General features: G+C 55.4%; 16 protein-coding genes. 11 read left to right on the forward strand and 5 right to left on the reverse strand.

Annotation, left to right across the window (positions count from 1 at the left end; genetic code table 11):
* Positions 1 to 16 precede the first annotated feature (16 nt).
* Both argE and M0D42_RS04345 read left to right on the forward strand, forming a co-directional pair.
* Entirely contained in the window at positions 17 to 1,180 is a 1,164-nt protein-coding gene (argE, locus tag M0D42_RS04340; protein WP_265020383.1) for an acetylornithine deacetylase, read from the forward strand.
* Between the two features lie 21 nt (positions 1,181 to 1,201).
* The gene (locus tag M0D42_RS04345; protein ID WP_265020384.1) at positions 1,202 to 2,368 is read left to right on the forward strand and encodes a M20 aminoacylase family protein; all 1,167 of its coding nucleotides are present in this window, start codon (positions 1,202 to 1,204) and stop codon (positions 2,366 to 2,368) included.
* Here the strand turns inward: M0D42_RS04345 and moaA are convergent, their stop codons facing one another.
* Positions 2,369 to 3,373 (reverse strand): GTP 3',8-cyclase MoaA, encoded by a 1,005-nt coding sequence (moaA, locus tag M0D42_RS04350; protein ID WP_265021094.1) that lies wholly within the window; start codon positions 3,371 to 3,373, stop codon positions 2,369 to 2,371.
* Positions 3,374 to 3,436: 63 nt separating this feature from the next.
* Here moaA and M0D42_RS04355 point away from each other — a divergent pair, with 63 nt between their 5' ends.
* Complete coding sequence (locus tag M0D42_RS04355) at positions 3,437 to 3,853, forward strand: hypothetical protein (protein WP_265020385.1); 417 nt, start codon at positions 3,437 to 3,439, stop codon at positions 3,851 to 3,853.
* Here M0D42_RS04355 and M0D42_RS04360 read toward each other — a convergent pair.
* From M0D42_RS04360 to glmU, 3 genes are read right to left on the reverse strand one after another with little or no spacing between them, the layout of a single operon-like run.
* Positions 3,850 to 4,536, reverse strand: coding sequence for a DNA alkylation repair protein (locus M0D42_RS04360; protein ID WP_265020386.1), 687 nt, complete (start codon positions 4,534 to 4,536; stop codon positions 3,850 to 3,852). The two genes, M0D42_RS04355 and M0D42_RS04360, sit on opposite strands and share 4 nt — an antisense overlap.
* Positions 4,533 to 6,356 (reverse strand): glutamine--fructose-6-phosphate transaminase (isomerizing), encoded by a 1,824-nt coding sequence (gene glmS / locus M0D42_RS04365; RefSeq protein ID WP_265020387.1) that lies wholly within the window; start codon positions 6,354 to 6,356, stop codon positions 4,533 to 4,535. Before glmS ends, M0D42_RS04360 begins: the two co-directional genes overlap by 4 nt.
* Positions 6,356 to 7,711 (reverse strand): bifunctional UDP-N-acetylglucosamine diphosphorylase/glucosamine-1-phosphate N-acetyltransferase GlmU, encoded by a 1,356-nt coding sequence (gene glmU, locus M0D42_RS04370; protein WP_265020388.1) that lies wholly within the window; start codon positions 7,709 to 7,711, stop codon positions 6,356 to 6,358. The genes glmS and glmU overlap by 1 nt, the downstream gene beginning before the upstream one ends.
* A 136-nt stretch (positions 7,712 to 7,847) precedes the next feature.
* Here glmU and M0D42_RS04375 point away from each other — a divergent pair, with 136 nt between their 5' ends.
* Both M0D42_RS04375 and M0D42_RS04380 read left to right on the forward strand, forming a co-directional pair.
* Entirely contained in the window at positions 7,848 to 8,522 is a 675-nt protein-coding gene (locus M0D42_RS04375) for an HAD-IIIA family hydrolase (protein WP_265020389.1), read from the forward strand.
* 84 nt (positions 8,523 to 8,606) lie between these two features.
* The gene (locus M0D42_RS04380) at positions 8,607 to 9,800 is read left to right on the forward strand and encodes a DegT/DnrJ/EryC1/StrS family aminotransferase (protein ID WP_265020390.1); all 1,194 of its coding nucleotides are present in this window, start codon (positions 8,607 to 8,609) and stop codon (positions 9,798 to 9,800) included.
* Here the strand turns inward: M0D42_RS04380 and M0D42_RS04385 are convergent.
* Positions 9,788 to 10,669, reverse strand: coding sequence for a DMT family transporter (locus M0D42_RS04385; RefSeq protein WP_265020391.1), 882 nt, complete (start codon positions 10,667 to 10,669; stop codon positions 9,788 to 9,790). The two genes, M0D42_RS04380 and M0D42_RS04385, sit on opposite strands and share 13 nt — an antisense overlap.
* 203 nt (positions 10,670 to 10,872) lie before the next feature.
* Here M0D42_RS04385 and M0D42_RS04390 point away from each other — a divergent pair, with 203 nt between their 5' ends.
* The 6 genes from M0D42_RS04390 (at position 10,873) to M0D42_RS04415 (ending at position 18,030) form a co-directional block, all read left to right on the forward strand.
* On the forward strand, positions 10,873 to 12,036 hold the full coding sequence (locus M0D42_RS04390) for an isovaleryl-CoA dehydrogenase (protein WP_265020392.1): 1,164 nt from the start codon (positions 10,873 to 10,875) through the stop codon (positions 12,034 to 12,036).
* A gap of 34 nt (positions 12,037 to 12,070) precedes the next feature.
* Positions 12,071 to 13,675 (forward strand): carboxyl transferase domain-containing protein, encoded by a 1,605-nt coding sequence (locus tag M0D42_RS04395; RefSeq protein WP_265020393.1) that lies wholly within the window; start codon positions 12,071 to 12,073, stop codon positions 13,673 to 13,675.
* 105 nt (positions 13,676 to 13,780) lie between these two features.
* A complete protein-coding gene (locus tag M0D42_RS04400) occupies positions 13,781 to 15,718 on the forward strand; it encodes an acetyl-CoA carboxylase biotin carboxylase subunit (protein WP_265020394.1) in 1,938 nt (645 codons plus the stop codon).
* Between the two features lie 3 nt (positions 15,719 to 15,721).
* A complete protein-coding gene (locus tag M0D42_RS04405) occupies positions 15,722 to 16,384 on the forward strand; it encodes a glutathione S-transferase family protein (protein ID WP_265020395.1) in 663 nt (220 codons plus the stop codon).
* A gap of 1 nt (position 16,385) precedes the next feature.
* Positions 16,386 to 17,243, forward strand: a complete 858-nt coding sequence (locus tag M0D42_RS04410; RefSeq protein WP_265020396.1) for a hydroxymethylglutaryl-CoA lyase — start codon at positions 16,386 to 16,388, stop codon at positions 17,241 to 17,243.
* 4 nt (positions 17,244 to 17,247) lie between these two features.
* Positions 17,248 to 18,030, forward strand: a complete 783-nt coding sequence (locus M0D42_RS04415; protein ID WP_265020397.1) for a crotonase/enoyl-CoA hydratase family protein — start codon at positions 17,248 to 17,250, stop codon at positions 18,028 to 18,030.
* Positions 18,031 to 18,228 lie beyond the last annotated feature (198 nt).

Genomic DNA, 18,228 nt, shown 5'->3' on the forward strand with positions numbered 1-18,228 from the left:
TAGTGCGAGGATTTCCATGGCAGAGCGTCTGTCCCCCCGTGACCTTCTTGAAAAGCTGGTCAGTTTTCCGACTGTGAGTTCAGAAAGCAATCTGCCCCTCGTGGAGTGGATCGAAGCCTATCTGGCCTCCCATGGGATCACTGCAAACCGGCACTACGATGATACCGGCAACAAGGCCGCGCTTTTTGCGCATGTTGGGCCTGACAAGACGGGTGGCGTGGTGCTTTCGGGGCATACGGATGTGGTGCCTGTAGAAGGGCAGCCTTGGGAGAGCGACCCTTTTACGGTCTTGGAAAAGGACGGGCGGCTTTATGGCCGGGGCACCTGTGACATGAAGGGCTTTGATGCCTTGGCGATCTGGGCTTTGGTTGAAGCGCAGTACGCTGACGTGAAACGACCTCTGCAACTGGCGTTGAGTTATGATGAGGAAATTGGCTGCGTCGGTGCTCCTGGTATGATTGCGGCCATGCAAGAGGTGCTGCCAAAGGCGAGCGCCGTGATTGTGGGCGAGCCTTCGATGATGAAGACTGTTTCTGGTCATAAGGGCACGATGGGCTATCAAGTCCATCTGCGTGGCTTTGAGGTGCATTCCTCGATGCTGCACAGGGGGGTCAGCGCGATCATGTCAGGGGCCAAGCTGATCGACTGGGGCAATGTAAAAAACGCCGAAGGGCAGGCCGGTGAGCCGTCTGAAATGGCTTCGGTTTTTGACCCGCCCTTTACCACAGTGCATGTCGGCATGATCGAGGGGGGCGTGGCCCATAATATCACGGCCAAGGACTGCCGATTTGAGCTCGATTTTCGCACTGTGCCCGGTGATAGACTTGCTGAGTGGCAAGCTGCCTTTCTGGCAAAGGTTGACGAAGTGCAGGCTGAGATGCAGGCCGTGGTACCAGAGACCGGCATTGATCTGGTTGAGGGGTTCAACGTGCCGGCCCTGGCGCCAGAGGAAAACGGTGAGGCCGAAGCGCTGGTGCGGCGTTTGACCGGAGATAACTCGTCAAATGTGGTGAGCTACGCCACGGAAGGGGGCCAATTCCAAGAGGCGGGGTATTCGGCGGTGGTCTGTGGGCCAGGAGATATTGCACAGGCCCATCAACCCAATGAATACCTAGAGGTTTCACAGCTTGAGGCCGGTCAGGAATTCATGCACAAACTGATAAAAGAATTGGCGGGGTAGCCCCGCAAGTCGGAGACATTCATGCCCATCAAAAACCGCTTCGCTGAGCTATTGCCTGAAATCACTGAATGGCGTCGCGATATTCACGCCCATCCTGAAATCCTGTTTGAAACCCATCGCACATCCGCGCTTGTGGCTGAAAAGCTTAAAGAATTTGGATGTGATGAGGTCGTAACCGGTCTCGGTCGCACAGGTGTTGTCGGTGTGATCAAGGGACGGGAAAATGGATCTGGCAAGGTGGTTGGTCTGCGCGCTGACATGGACGCGCTGCCGATCCATGAAGAAACCGGCGTAGAATACGCCTCGAAAATTCCGGGCGCCATGCACGCGTGTGGGCACGACGGGCATACCTCCATGCTGCTGGGTGCTGCCAAATACCTCGCTGAGACACGGAATTTTGATGGGACTGTTGTGGTGATCTTCCAGCCCGCTGAAGAGGGCGGTGGCGGTGGCCGGGAGATGTGCGAAGACGGTTTAATGGACCGGTTTGGCATTCAGGAAGTCTACGGTATGCACAATTGGCCCGGGCAGCCTGCGGGACAGTTTGCCATTCGTCCTGGCGCATTTTTCGCAGCAACAGATTTGTTTGAAATCACACTGATCGGCAAAGGCACACATGCCGCCAAACCTCAGGACGGGGTCGACCCGACGGTCATGGCGAGCCATATCGTCATAGCCTTACAAAGCATTGCCAGCCGGAATGCGGACCCGATTGATCAGCTTGTGGTCTCTGTGACTTCGTTTGAAACCAGTTCAAAAGCGTTCAATGTGATCCCGCAGAGTGTGACAATCAAAGGCACCGTGCGCACGATGAGCAAAGACATGCGCTCTCTGGCAGAAGAGCGTATCAAGGCGATCTGCACGCTGCAGGCCGAAAGTTTTGGCGGGTCTGCAGAAATCAACTATATGCGCGGCTATCCGGTTATGGTGAACCACGAGATGGAAACTGACTTTGCTGCGGAGGTTGCAAAGTCCATTTCAGGCCAATGTGACGAAGCGCCTCTGGTCATGGGCGGCGAAGATTTCGCCTATATGCTGGAGGAGCGTCCGGGGGCCTATATTCTTGTGGGCAATGGCGATACTGCCATGGTCCACCACCCGAAATACAACTTTAACGACGATATCATTCCGGCCGGCTGTTCCTGGTGGGCGGAGATCGTAGAGCAGCGGATGCCGTTGAAGGGGTAGTTAACCACCCGTATGGCTCATGTGGCGGGTCATTTGCCCGTCTACAACCTGTCGGGAATAGTCGAAATCATGACCCTTGGGCTTCAGTGAAATCGCTTTGCGGATGGCCTCTTCTAAAGGGGCATCATCTTCGCTTGCACGCAAAGGCGCGCGCAGGTCGGCCATGTCTTCTTGGCCGAGGCACATATAAAGCTCACCGGTGCAGGTCAGGCGCACGCGGTTGCAGCTTTCGCAGAAATTATGCGTGAGCGGCGTGATAAAGCCGATCTTTTGACCGGTTTCTTCCAGCCGCACATAGCGCGCAGGGCCGCCGGTGCGTTCTGAGAGTTCGGTCATTGTATAGGATTTTGCCAGTTCGCGGCGCAGGTCATTGAGGGACCAGTATTGCCCGATCCGGTCCTCTTCACCCATGTCGCCCATTGGCATGACTTCGATCCAGGTCAGGTCCATGTCGCGTTCTGCACACCACTTGGTGATGGTGATCATTTCGTCTTCGTTAAACTCTTTCAGCGCAACGGCGTTGATCTTAACCCGCAGGCCAGCCTGCTGGGCTGCGTCGATACCTCGGATCACGTTTTCTAAACGTCCCCAACGGGTTACGCGTTTAAACTTATCCGGATCAAGCGTGTCGAGTGATATGTTCACACGGCGCACTCCGCAGGCATAGAGATCATCAGCAAAACGGTGGAGCTGGCTGCCGTTGGTGGTCAGGGTCAGCTCTTTTAGTGCCCCGGTGTCCAGATGTTTTCCCATCGCCTTGAAGAACGTCATGATGTCACGACGCACCAATGGTTCACCACCGGTGATGCGCAGCTTTTCAACGCCAAGGCGGACGAATGTTGAGCACATGCGCTCCAGCTCTTCCAGCGTCAGCAGGTCTTTCTTTGGCAGAAAGGTCATGTCCTCGGACATGCAATAGACGCAGCGAAAATCGCAGCGGTCGGTGACAGAAACACGCAGATAATTGATGGCGCGCTGGAATGGGTCGATCAAAGGGGTGGTCATAAGGTAAGATTTAGGCATCGGGGGCCCTTCGAGCAAGGTGTTTTGCCCCTTGGGAGGTGCGAAATGAGGGAGAGTTTACTGGGGTTAATGGTCGCATCACTGCTGATGGGTTGTGAGGATGTGTCGTTTCAGGGTGGCAAAGCAGAAGAACAGTCGGTCGTTCCTGATACAGCGGAGCTCGGTGCCATTCGTCCAGTTGCCCGGTCAGATGTGAACGCGCAGCGACAGGCCGCAATATCTGGCAATCTCGGAGAAACAGTGGCGACGCTAGTTGAGACGTTGCCCGGGCTCACACTGAAAACCCCGCTGGTGACAATGCGACAGGCGGGATCCATCCAATTCGGGGCAAAGCGATTGAATGTGACATTGATCCCGTTGGAGAGTGCAGAGGCATCCGGGAGTTTGATTTCTTTGGAGGCGATGGAGGCCATCGGCGCCCCAGTTACGGGGTTTCCGCAGCTGACCGTTTTTGGAATTTAGGCGGGCAAATGCCGCGCGGCTTCTTTGCGGGCAAAGGGTTTCATTCGTTCTGAATAGGTTTCCAAAAACGCGCGTGTCCGGTCCGCATCGTGTTTAGAGAGGTCGCGGAGCCACCAAGCAACGGCTTTCTGAATGAACCAATCATGGTCATCAACATAACCCGCAGCCCAGCCCAAGATGCGATCACGTGCTTCCAGCTCATGCGGCTTAGGAAAATTCTGTTTTGTCCAGGGCAGGGTGATCACCAGCGCAGCACGACGCGTCCACATGTGATCTGAGGTCGTCCATGTTTCTACCTGCTCAAGGCGGGAAGGATCTGCGACCAGACGTTTCTGCCCGGCCATACAGGCGTGATCCGCGATGGCCCAGCTGTCGAAGTCAGGCACCCAGGACTGAATGAGTTCCCAGGCGGCCTCATCCGGGCGCAGCCGCGCTTGGGTGAGCACTTTCGAAGCTGCAAGGCGGGCTTCAAAAATGTCGGTCTTCCAAAGCTCAGATGCCAACGTAACACGCTCATACACAGTCAGCGTTTGACGCCAAGTTTTCGTCAGGTCGTTGGTTGCGGGATTGGGTATACCGATCACTTCGCGGGTTTGCTTGTGATAGGCTGCCATTTGTTCAGCCCGGCCGGGTTCGGCCAGAGCTCTTAGTTGATCCATCGCTTGATCAAGTGACAGTGTCATTCCACCGTCACTGACTTCGCGAGGTTGCGTGGCTGATCCACATCTGTGCCTTTCGCAACTGCTGTGTGATAGGCGAGAAGCTGAGCTGGCAGCGCATAAAGGATCGGCGAAAGAACCGGATCGATCTCTGGCAGCAAGACGGTCTGCCATGCTCCCTCTGAACCCTCTGCTGCACCAGCCTTGTCGGTGATCAATAGAACCTTACCGTTGCGCGCCATGACCTCCTGCATATTGGAGATCGACTTGTCAAAGAGGTTGTCTTTTGGAGCGAGAACTACCACAGGAACGTGTTTGTCGATCAGGGCGATCGGGCCGTGTTTTAACTCGCCGCTCGCATAAGCTTCGGCGTGTATATAGCTGATTTCTTTCAGCTTTAGCGCGCCTTCTAGTGCGAGCGGATACATCAGGCCGCGACCCAGGAACAGGATGTCACGCGCCTCAGCAAGCTTGCGCGCGGCTTCCGCCAGTGGCGCTTCGCAATCCAGCGTTTCATTCAATGTACCCGGCAAGGCGCGCAGTTTGATCAAAAGGTTGCTGACCTCTTCTTCGGTCATAGCGCCACGATCTTGCGCAGCTTTCAGCGCCAGCATCAGAAGGACGGTCAGCTGACAGGTGAAGGCTTTGGTTGAAGCAACTCCAATTTCTGTGCCAGCGAGAATTGGAAAGGCAACGTCGCTTTCCCGCGCAATAGAGCTTTCAGGGACATTCACCACGGAGAGGATCTTGTCCGCCTTGCCTTCGCAGTAACGAAGCGCTGCCAGTGTATCTGCGGTTTCACCTGACTGGCTGACAAAAAGCGCAACAGTGCCTTTTGAAATCGGAGGCTCACGGTAGCGGAATTCTGAGGCAATATCGACCTCAACAGGAATGCCAGCGAGCTGTTCAAACCAGTATTTTGCGGTCAGACAGGCGTAGAAAGCCGTACCACAGGCCACCATGGTCAAGCGATCGATCTTGGTGAAATCAAGTTCTTCACCCGGAAGCTGTATGCCAGAGCCGTCGGTGGACAGGTAGTGGCGCACAGCTTCGCCGATTACTGTTGGCTGTTCAGCGATTTCCTTGGACATGAAGTGCTTGTGGCCCGCTTTGTCCACACGCGCTGTGTCGATCTGGATTTTGCGCTTTTCACGGTTGGCGATTTCGCCGGACTCATTGCGAATTTCCAGAGACGTGCGGGTGAGAACCGCGCTGTCACCCTCTTCGAGATAGGTGATTTCATCTGTCATAGGCGCCAGGGCGATAGCGTCTGATCCGACAAACATCTCTCCGTCACCATGGCCGATTGCCAGCGGAGAACCTTTGCGCGCGGCAACAATCAGGTCTTCTTCGCCGTCAAACAGGAATGCCAATGCAAAGGCACCATCGAGACGCGATAGTGTTGTTCGCGCGGCCGTTACCGGGTCTTGGCCTTGCTCCAGATACATCTGGGTCAACAAAGCGACGGTTTCTGTATCGGTTTCGGTGACAAATTTGATGCCTGCGGCAGCCAGTTCTTCGCGCAGTTCGCGGAAGTTTTCGATAATGCCGTTGTGCACGACAGCCACCGGGCCAGCCTGATGTGGGTGGGCATTGTCGACAGACGGCGCACCATGGGTGGCCCAGCGGGTGTGGCCGATGCCGGATTTACCCGGAAGCGGGTTATGCACCAATGTGTCTGACAAATTCACAAGTTTGCCAACGGCGCGACGGCGGCCCAGTTTACCTTCATGTACGGTCGCAATACCCGCGCTGTCGTAGCCGCGGTATTCAAGGCGTTTAAGCGCTTCCACCAGCAATGGGGAGGCTTCGTGGCTCCCAAGAACTCCAACAATTCCGCACATTATTCTTTACCTTTAACTTGCTTGGCCTTCTTGGCGCGCAACATTTCAAACAATTTTCGGGCCATATTTGGCTTATTCACCTGCTGTGCCCGCGCAAGCGCAAGTGCGCCGTCTTCGACGGGCTTGGTCACCACGGAGCCACTTGCAGTCATCGCGTCATCGCCGACAGACACCGGCGCTACCAGCATTGTATTGGAACCGATGAAGGCGTTTTTACCGATGGTGGTTTTGTGTTTCATCACCCCGTCATAGTTGCAGGTGATGGTGCCGGCGCCGATATTGGCCTTCTCGCCGACCTGAGCGTCACCGATATAAGACAGGTGGTTAACCTTCGCGCCCTCGTCGATGATGGCGTTTTTGGTTTCAACGAAGTTTCCGATCTTTACGTCTTCGGCCAGTTCTGTGCCCGGGCGCAGTCTTGCGTAGGGGCCGACAATACCACCGCGAGACACGTGTGCGCCTTCCAGATGGCTGAAGGCTCGGATGCGCACGCCACTTTCAACAGTCACATCAGGGCCAAAGAACACGTTTGGTTCAATAACGGTATCGCGTCCAATGACGGTGTCAAAGCTCAGCCAGACAGAGTTTGGATCAACAAAGGTAACCCCGTCAGCCATTAATTCTCCGCGTGCACGTGTTTGGAAGGCGGCCTCTGCTTCAGCCAAATGAGAGCGAGAATTCACACCCATTGTTTCGCTTTCGTCACAGGAGACAGCGGTGGCAGTCAGGCCCTTGTCGCGCGCTGCTTTGACCACATCGGTGAGGTAATATTCACCAGAGGCATTGTCGTTGTTTGTCGCGTCCAGGAGATCAAACAACACGGAGCTTTTGGCCAGCATAACGCCACTATTACAGAAGCTTATGTTGCGAATGTCATCTCTGGCGTCGGCATATTCAACGATTGCTTCAAGCATATCGCCGTCCATTACAAGGCGACCGTATTTTTCAGATGTGTCTGCTTCAAAACCCAACACGACAACAGCGTGACTGGCTCGCGCTTTGACCATGTTTTCCAGTGTTTCAGGTCGAACAAAAGGCGTGTCGCCATAAAGCACAATGATATCGCCATCAAAGTCTTTGAGCGCCTCACGGGTCATCATGACCGCATGGCCGGTGCCGTTTTGCTCTTCCTGCAAAACAACCTGCGCTTCGGGATCATAGGCCTTAGCCGCTGCCTCAACCGCATCTGCGCCATGACCGGCAACAACAACTGTGCGTTCAGGGTTCAGTGTCGCGCCTGCCTTCATCGCATGCACGAGCATTGGGGCACCCGCAATCTCATGCAAAACCTTCGGCATGTCAGAATTCATCCGGGTGCCTTTGCCTGCGGCAAGGATGACGAGGGCGATGCTCATAATGATTTCTCTTTGTAATTCATTTCCGCACGTTTTATCCGGTTGATTGTAACGCGCAAGTGGCGAAACCATCAAAGAAGGTTGCGACTTGTAACAGCGGTGGCGGGATTTCGCCCCGCAAGGAGGAGCGAGCAGCATGAAATCAGTTATCTTTGATCTTGATGGTACCTTGGCAGACACTTCAGGTGACCTATTGGCGGCTGCAAATCATTGCTTCCGGGACATGGGATTTGGCGATGTTCTGACTCATGGCCCAGACAGTGGCGTTGCCCTGCGTGGTGGAAAGTTCATGCTGACAACCGGTCTGAAGCGTGTCGAGGCTTATGAAGAAGCCAAAGTTGATGCCTATTACCCTATGCTGCTTGAGGCATATGGAGCCGCGATCTCGCAACAAACGACGCTCTATCCGGGAGCGATGGAAGCTGTCGAGATGCTGAAATCGCAGGGATATGCCGTTGGGATTTGCACAAATAAGCCTGAAAACCTTGCGCATCAGTTGTTGGAAGAGCTTGGCGTGCTGTCCGCTTTCGGCTCGCTTGTGGGTGCCAATACATTGCCAGTGCGCAAGCCAGACCCAGCGCCGCTTTTTGAAGCTGTAAAGAGATTGAATTGCGACCCCAGGCAATGTCTGCTGGTTGGTGACAGCGACACGGATCGGAATACAGCAAAAGCAGCGGATGTTCCGTCGGTTCTGGTGACCTTTGGCCCAAGCGGAGAAGATATGGCTGCTCTGGAGCCAGAGGCGCTACTCGAAGATTTTGCGGCTTTGCCAAGTGTCGTTCAGGCATTGCTTGGGCCGGCTAAGTCTTAAGCGCGCCGTAAATCTGGATTTCAATAATTTGAATAAAACCTTGGAGGCGTTGACGCCCTAGGGGCAAACCCACAGAGTGACCCAATGACAGAGATATTCACCGGCAATTTCACCCAGCAAGAACCCATTCCTGAAGAGGGTATTCAAGCTGCTATCGAGGTTATGCGGTCTGGCCGCATCCACCGCTATAACGTCGCAGAGGGCGAAGATGGCGAGACAGCTTTGTTGGAAAAGGAATTTGCCGATCAGCTGGGTGTGAAATATTGTCTCGCCGTCGCTTCTGGCGGTTATGCCATGGGGGCTGCTTTGCGCGCCATGGGCGTGGTCCCGGGCGCGCGGGTTTTGACAAATGCTTTCACGCTGGCCCCAGTGCCTGGAGCGATTGCATCTGTCGGCGCGGTGCCTGTTTTTGTGGGTGTGACCGAGGATTTGGTCATCGATCTGGACGATCTCGCGGCCAAGGCCGATCAAGCGGATGTGCTGATGCTTTCGCATATGCGCGGGCATCTTTGCGATATGGATCGCCTGATGACGATTTGTGAGGCCAACAATCTCCGTGTCATCGAAGACTGTGCTCATACCATGGGGGCAAGCTGGCGGGGCAAGCCTTCCGGGCTATGGGGCGACATGGCCTGCTATTCGACACAGACCTATAAACATGTGAATTCGGGCGAGGGTGGTTTGCTGGTCTCAAACGACCCAGAGTTGATGGCGCGTGCGACGATCCTCTCAGGATCTTACATGCTTTACGGTCGCCATCTGGCTGCGCCGGAACCCGAAGTTTTTGAAAAGGTGAAATACCATACGCCGAACGTTTCTGGCCGTATGGATCACCTGCGTGCGTCCATTCTGCGCCCTCAGCTGCGCAATCTGGAAGCGCAGTGCGAAGCCTGGAATCTGCGATATCGCACTGTCGATGAGGGCATCGCGGAAACGCCGGGGCTCACTCGGATCAACCGCCCTGAAGAAGAATTCTATGTCGGATCCTCGATCCAGTTCCTGCTTTTGGACTGGGACGAGGCCAAAATCCACGAGGTGATTGCGCGGTGTGGCAAACGTGGTGTCGAACTCAAGTGGTTTGGTGGCAAAGAGCCGGTCGCCTTTACGTCGCGCTACGACAGTTGGCGTTATGCGCCGTCAGAACCGATGCCGAAAAGTGACCGCGTTCTGAAAGGCGTGATCGACATGCGCATTCCTCTGACATTCACAGTGGAAGATTGCGCCTTGATTGCCCGGATCATCAAAGCTGAGGTCAGCGCTGTTTTTCAGGGCGCCTGACGGCGTTTTGCGGCAGGCAGGCTGACCGTTTCAATAAAGAATGTGCCGACGATCATCACGGCACCGATCCATTGCACCAGTCCAAGCCGTTCTTCTGGTAGGAAAATCGAGGCTGAGATCACGGCGACCAGCACTTCGGACATCATCAACAGTCCTGCACGGCCCGGAAAGACATGTTTCTGGGCCCAGAAAATCGCAAAAGCGCTTGGGATGAAGACCAGCAGGGACACTGCAGATGCGATTGGCAAGCTACGTGTGATTAGGCTCAGACTTGGCCACTCCACGCCCATAACTGCGGCAATGCCGATACCCAGCAGCGTGATGGTCAAAAACTGAGCGCCTGTCATCGCGCGTAATGGCAGCTCTGGGCTGCGTTTGATCAAAACTGCGGCGACAGCCCAAGCAAAGCCCGATGCTAATGCAAAGGCGTCGCCGAGGTTGAAGCCATTTTGCTCGCTTGTTCCAACAAGCAGGGCAACACCGCTGAGGCCAATGCCTATGGCAAGCCACCTGCGCCAAGTCACGCGTTCTGACAGGACAATGATACTGATCAGCGTTGACCAGATCGGGGTCAGATAAAACAGCAATGTGGCGCGCACGACTGAGCCATAGACGATACCCGCAGAATAAAGTCCAAAGCCAAGGCCTGCGATGACGCCAACGTAAAGCGCGCGCATGGCGTTTGGCTGTTTTGGGCCAAAGCCAAAGGCGGCGATCAGCATGACGATGGCAGGGGCCAGATTCAGTGACACCATCGCCATCATCCCATGCATGCCCTGCGCTTCCAGATAATAAAGCGGTACCCAGTATAGGCCCCAGACAGAGGTCGCGCCGACCAATGTCAGGGAAGCGAGGGTTTGGGTCTGCATGGTTTCATTGCCTCAATTGATCTGGTTTGACTTGTGTCAGCCAATAACTAGTGGAGTGAATCCATTTGGGAGGCAATCGATTTTCTGTCGGAGATAGCGGCGCGCTGCAGAAAGAACGTCGCGTCGCAAATACCTCGACAGACTTGATCGCGAGCTGGGCACTCCTGTATGAAATGAACAAACGTTCAATAACGGGGTTGCCCATGTTTATGCACACAATGAATTTCGATCTTGGCGAAGAGGTCAACGCACTGCGCGAGATGGTGCATCGTTGGGCGCAAGATCGTGTGCGCCCCATCGCGCAAGAGGTTGATGAGAAAAACGAATTTCCGGCTGAACTATGGAAAGAAATGGGTGAGCTGGGCTTGTTAGGCGTGACTGTTCCAGAAGAGTTCGGCGGCGCGGGTATGAGCTATCTGGCGCATGTGATTGTAACCGAAGAACTGGCGCGGGCCTCTGCTTCTGTGTCTTTGTCTTACGGTGCACACTCCAACCTTTGCGTGAACCAGATAAAGCTGAATGGTAGTGCGGAGCAGAAAGCAAAGTATCTGCCGAAGTTGGTTTCTGGTGAAGCCGTGGGTGCACTGGCGATGTCTGAAACCGGCGCGGGGTCTGATGTTGTTTCCATGAAGCTACGGGCCGAAAAGAAAAACGACCGCTACGTGCTAAACGGCAACAAATTCTGGATCACCAATGGTCCGGACGCCGACACTCTGGTTGTCTATGCAAAGACCGATCCTGATGCCGGTTCCAAAGGCATCACGGCCTTTATCATCGAAAAGGAGATGGCAGGCTTCTCGACTTCCAAACATTTCGACAAACTGGGCATGCGTGGCTCAAACACAGCGGAACTGATTTTTGAAGACGTCGAAGTGCCGTTTGAGAACGTGCTGGGTGAAGAGGGGCGCGGGGTGCGCGTTCTGATGTCCGGTTTGGATTATGAACGGGTTGTTCTCTCAGGGATCGGTACCGGCATCATGGCGGCTTGCCTGGATGAGGTGATGCCTTATCTGGCAGAGCGTAAGCAGTTTGGCCGTCCAATAGGCGACTTCCAACTGATGCAGGCCAAGATCGCGGACATGTATACCAAAATGAACTCGGCGCGCGCCTACACCTACGAGGTCGCAAAGGCCTGTGATCGGGGGCAGGTGACTCGTCAGGACGCGGCGGCCTGTGTGCTTTATGCTTCTGAAGAAGCCATGGTCGTGGCGCACCAAGCAGTGCAGTCCATGGGAGGCACGGGCTTCATGAATGAAACCCCGGTCAGCCGTATTTTCCGTGATGCCAAGCTGATGGAGATTGGCGCGGGCACCAGCGAAATTCGCCGGATGCTGATAGGACGCGAGCTGATGGGTAAGATGGCTTAGGCCTCAAAGAAATGAATTTTCAGGAGGTTACGCCATGAAGTTGAATTCTGCGGCGATGCCATCATCCGAAGGCTTTAAAGCCAATGTAGCGGGCCACCTTGCGGCACTGCAGGTGGTCTCCGAGGTCGCGCAGGCTGCGGCTTTGGGCGGTGGAGAACGCTCTCGTGAGCGCCACATCAGCCGTGGTAAAATGCTGCCGCGCGAACGCGTGGCCAACTTGCTCGATGCTGGCTCTCCTTTTCTGGAAGTCGGTGCGACGGCGGCCCATGGCATGTACGACGGCGCTGCCCCTTGTGCGGGTGTAGTGGCGGGGATTGGTCGCGTGCATGGCCAAGAGGTGATGGTGGTCTGTAACGACGCGACTGTGAAGGGCGGCACTTATTATCCACTGACGGTCAAAAAGCACCTACGTGCTCAAGAGATCGCCGAGGAATGCAACCTCCCCTGCATCTACTTGGTGGACAGCGGTGGGGCGAACCTCCCCAATCAGGATGAGGTTTTCCCCGACCGCGATCATTTTGGCCGGATTTTCTACAATCAGGCGCGGATGAGTGCGAAGGGCATTCCGCAGATTGCCGTGGTGATGGGGTCCTGTACCGCGGGCGGCGCCTATGTGCCAGCGATGTCCGATGTAACCATCATTGTGAAAGAGCAGGGCACAATTTTCTTGGCCGGTCCTCCACTAGTGAAAGCGGCGACGGGTGAGGTTGTGTCCGCTGAAGACCTTGGTGGCGGTGATGTGCACACGCGCCTGTCTGGGGTGGCAGATTATCTGGCGGAAGATGATGCTCACGCGCTGGCGTTAGCACGTCGAGCGGTACAGAGTTTGAACCGTGAAAAACCATCAACGGTTCGCTGGGAAAGCCCGGAAGAGCCAGCCTATGATCCGACTGAGATTCTGGGTGTTGTGCCTGCTGATCTGCGCACGCCATATGACATTCGCGAAGTGATTGCACGGGTGGTGGATGGCAGCCGGTTTGATGAGTTCAAACCACGTTTTGGCGAAACATTGGTGACTGGCTTTGCTCATGTCAAAGGCTGCCCGGTTGGGATCGTAGCCAACAACGGTGTCTTGTTCAGCGAAGCTGCGATTAAGGGTGCGCACTTCGTGGAGCTATGCTCGCAACGCAATATCCCATTGGTTTTCCTGCAAAATATCACGGGGTTCATGGTTGGCCGAAAATACGAAAGCGAAGGCATTGCGCGCCATGGCGCGAAGATGGTGACCGCTGTGGCCTCTACCAACGTCCCGAAGATCACCATGCTGGTTGGCGGTTCCTTTGGTGCTGGCAACTACGGGATGGCCGGGCGCGCTTATTCCCCGCGTTTCCTCTGGACCTGGCCGAACTCAAGGATTTCCGTGATGGGCGGCGAGCAGGCCGCAGGGGTTCTCGCTACGGTGAAGCGCGATGCTATTGAGCGTCAGGGTGGCACTTGGTCCGCAGATGAGGAAGCGGCCTTCAAGCAGCCCACAATCGATATGTTCGAAGAACAGAGCCACCCGCTTTATGCCTCGGCACGTCTTTGGGATGACGGGATCGTGGACCCTCGCAAGACACGGGACGTTCTGGCGTTGTCGCTAAGCGCGTCGCTCTGTGCGCCGATTGAGCCAACGAAATTTGGGGTATTCCGGATGTAAGCAGGCTAGGGGGGTAGCCCCCAGAAGCAGACAAGCTGGGGGCCTGCCCCCAGACCCCCGGAGTACTTTGACAAAGAAGAAGATCAAGGCCTGAGGAGGCTGCCGATGTTTGACAAGATTTTGATCGCCAACCGTGGCGAAATTGCCTGCCGCGTGATGGAGACAGCGCGCGATCTGGGAGTGAAGACCGTTGCCGTTTATTCTGATGCTGATGCGGGTTCGAAACACGTCGCGATGGCGGATGAGGCGGTGCATATTGGCGGGTCGGCTCCGGCGGATAGCTATTTGAAAGGTGACGTCATCATTCAGGCGGCTTTGGACACGGGCGCGCAAGCTATTCACCCAGGCTACGGATTTTTGTCTGAAAACCCCGAGTTTGTGGATTCGGTTGAGGCGGCGGGTCTGACGTTTATTGGGCCGTCAGCCAAGGCCATTCGGGCAATGGGTCTGAAGGATGCGGCCAAGGTATTAATGCACGAGGCGGGTGTGCCCGTCGTGCCGGGGTACCATGGCGAAAATCAAGATGCGGCCTATCTGCAAGCGCAGGCGGAGGAGATAGGCTATCCTGTTTTGATCAAAGCAGTTGCTGGTGGTGGTGGCAAAGGCATGCGCCTTGTCGAGGCTTCATCTGAATTTGCGGATGCTTTGGCTTCGGCTCAGAACGAGGCGACAACCGCCTTTGGCAACCCGGATGTTCTGATCGAAAAATACATCCAGCAGCCACGCCATATAGAGGTGCAGGTTTTTGGCGATGGCCAGACAGCAGTGCATCTTTTTGAGCGCGATTGTTCTTTGCAGCGCCGCCACCAGAAGGTCATCGAAGAGGCGCCTGCGCCGGATATGCCTTTGGATGTGCGCGAAGCCATGGGGCAGGCGGGAGTCCGTGCAGCTGAGGCCATCGGTTACAAAGGCGCAGGCACGGTAGAGTTCATCGTGGATGGCTCTGACGGGCTGCGCGCGGATGGGTTCTGGTTTATGGAAATGAACACGCGTTTGCAGGTGGAGCACCCGGTGACTGAGCTGATCACCGGCGTAGATCTGGTGGAATGGCAACTGCGTGTGGCCTCTGGGGAGCCAATTCCTGTTGCGCAGGAAGACCTAAGCATCAAAGGCTGGGCGTTTGAATCTCGTCTCTATGCCGAGGATGTGCCGAAAGGGTTTTTGCCAGCGACGGGCACGCTGAGCCATCTGGCCTTCCCGGAAGGTTGCCGCGCCGATAGTGGTGTGCGGAGCGGGGATACGATCAGCCCGTTTTATGATCCGATGATCGCGAAGGTCATCGTGCATGGGCCATCCCGTTCAGCTGCACTCTCAAAAATGCGTCAGGCTTTGGCGGGCTGCGAAGTGGCCGGTACTGTGACCAACCTAGAGTTTCTTGGCGCGCTTTGTGCGCATGAGGGATTTGCGAAAGGCGACGTCGATACGGGTTTGATTGCGCGGGACATTGATGTGTTGACGGCGTCGGAATCGGTTTCAGCTGAGATCACCGCGCAGGCCGCTTTGGCCGTGGCAGGTGTCTTGGATCAGCCTGCGGATACGCTTGGATTTGTGCTTTGGCGTCCGTTGCGCCATTCGGTCTATCTGCGCCGGGATGAAGAAGAAATCACGGCGAAGATCAAATTCCTCTCGGCAGATGAAGTCGCAGTTGAGCTGGGTAATGTTGAAGTCACAGGGACACGCACCCCGAAAGGCTGGCGTATGGGTGGCAAGTTGGTTGCCCCTGCAGTTGTTGCGAATGGCGAAGTCACGGTCTTTGAGAACTATGGCGTTGCCTTTGAAGTGGTTGATCTGCTGGATAAATCCGCTGCTGTTGGTGCAGCCGGAAATATCATCGAAGCGCCAATGCCGGGGCTGGTGAAGGCTGTCTTTGTTGAGGCCGGTCAGACCGTTACAGAAGGCGATCGACTTGCAATTTTGGAAGCCATGAAAATGGAGCACTCCCTCTTGGCGGCGCGCGATGGTACGGTTGCTGAGGTGCTGGCAGTGGCCGGTGGACAGGTCGAGGCCGGTGCGGCTCTGATCAGGCTTGAGGATGAGGAATAAAGTATGATCACGCTTCACCATGTGGCGGCGTCCCGTTCGTTTCGCACGCTTTGGCTTTTGGAAGAGCTGGGGCTGCCCTATGCGGTGAAACACTATAAGATCCGCGATGGATCCTTGCGTGATCCGGCGTTTCTGGAAATATCACCTGCTGGGCGTGTGCCTGCGCTGGAAATTGACGGGAAGGTCATTTTCGAAAGCCAGGCGATTACGCAGTATCTCTGTGAATCACGCTCACTTGCAGGGCTGGCACCGAAACAGGATGAACCAGAACGGGTGGAGTACCTGCAATGGCTGGCTTTCGCAGAAACACAAGCCAGCATCATCGCGTCGCTGAATTTACAGATGGTATTTTTGCGCCCGCCTGCGAAGCCCTCTGTGGTGGTTCTTAAACTGGAAATTGCGCGATTGGCAGCGACGCTGAAGCCGCTCGAAGAGGTTTTGGACGCGCAGAATTGGCTCCTTGCAGGTGGGTTTTCTGCGGCCGATACGATGCTGGGGTTCAACCTGTTTGCGGTTCAGTATTTTGTGGACCTGTCAGCCTTCCCGAATATCCGCGCCTATATGGAGCACATGGAGGAGCGGCCCGCGTTTAAGCGCGCGCGTGCGAACGATGGTGATCAGGAATTCTACGACAAACCGTTCTATGCGCCTGAGGATTATGCCTGAGATGTCTGAATTCGTTGAGATTTTTGAAGTCGGCCCGCGGGATGGTTTGCAAAACGAAAAGGTGGAGATCAATACGGAAGCCAAGGTGGCTTTGGTTGACCTGCTAAGCTCTGCAGGCTTCAAGCGCATTGAAGTTGCGAGCTTTGTATCCCCGAAATGGGTGCCGCAAATGGCGGATTCAGCGGATGTACTGGCGGGGATCACGCGTAAGGTAGGCATTTCCTATGCGGCGCTGACGCCGAACAAAACGGGGTTTGAGCGGGCATTAGACGCGCGGGCGGATGAGATTGCGATTTTTGCCTCTGCATCTGAAGGGTTCTCCAAGGCCAATATCAATGCGACGATCACCGAGAGCCTGGAGCGTTTTGAATCCATAGCCGAAGCGGCCAAAGTGGCAGGCATACCAATGCGGGGATATGTCAGCTGCGTCACTGACTGTCCGTATGACGGTAAAACGGATCCAGCGGATGTTGCGCGCGTGGCGAAAGCTTTATTTGACTTGGGCTGCTACGAGATTTCATTGGGCGATACCATCGGGCAGGGTACGCCAGACAGTATTGGCGCCATGTTGAAAGCGGTGACCAATGTGATCCCCGCGGAGCGCCTTGCGGGGCATTATCATGATACTTCTGGACGGGCGCTTGAAAACATCGAAGCCTCGCTGGATTTTGGTGTACGGGTCTTTGATGCGGCTGTGGGGGGGCTTGGCGGGTGTCCTTATGCGCCAGGGGCTGCAGGCAACGTCGCCACCGAAGCGGTTGATGCGCGTTTGAAAGCGCTTGGATATGAAACCGGCTTGGACGCCGAAGTGATCGGAAAAGCCGCCGAAATGGCGCGGGCCATGCGGGCAGGGAGCTAGGACCATGTATAATACAATCTCGATTGGCGTTGATATGCGTGGTGTCGCCACTCTGACTCTGGATCGGGTGGAAAAGCACAATGCAATGTCAGCAGAGATGATGCGTGAACTGACAGAAGCTGCGCATACGCTGGGCGCCGATAAATCTGTGCGTGTGGTTGTCCTGACCGGGGCAGGGAAATCCTTCTGTGCTGGCGGTGACCTTGCGTGGATGAAAGAGCAGATGGCGGCTGACCCGGAAACTCGGTTTATCGAGGCGCGCAAGCTTGCTGAGATGTTGCAGGCGTTGAATACCCTGCCAAAGCCGCTGATAGGCCGTTTGCAGGGCAATGCCTTTGGTGGTGGCGTCGGTTTAGCTTCTGTTTGCGATGTCGCCATCGGTGTGGAAAGCTTATCCATGGGTTTGACAGAAACCCGTTTGGGCCTGATCCCGGCCACCATCGGTCCCTATGTTTTGTCTCGTATGGGCGAGGCCATGGCGCGTCGGGTCTTTATGTCTGCGCGCCTTTTTGGTGCAGAGGAAGCGGTCTCGTTGGGTTTGCTGGCGAAAGCCGTGCCCGCAGACGCACTGGATGCATCAGTCGAAGCCGAAGTGAAACCCTACCTAGCTTGCGCCCCAGAAGCCGTTGCGCGGGCCAAGGCTCTGGCACGCCGTCTGGGACCACGGATCGACGATGAGGTGATCGATCATACCATAGGGGAATTGGTTGCCTGCTGGGATGGGGATGAAGCCAAAGAAGGGGTCAGCGCCTTCTTTGAAAAGCGCAAAGCAAGCTGGAATTCTTAAAGCAAGGGTCGGAGGTTTCCGATCCTTCTTCGTTAGGGATGAGTCGCACAAATTGGCGAAAAATTCTGCCTGAACGCTAAATATAGGCCGCGGCTGAAAAAGAATCTCATACGATTTCCTGTAAATTCTGCGTGAAAGAGCAGAAATTTTTTTACATTTTATGTCTCGAAAGGGGCTTTAAGGCTTTGTGAGCTTAAA

The organism is Cognatishimia activa, from assembly GCF_026016445.1.
Classification (GTDB): Bacteria; Pseudomonadota; Alphaproteobacteria; order Rhodobacterales; family Rhodobacteraceae; genus Cognatishimia; species Cognatishimia activa_B.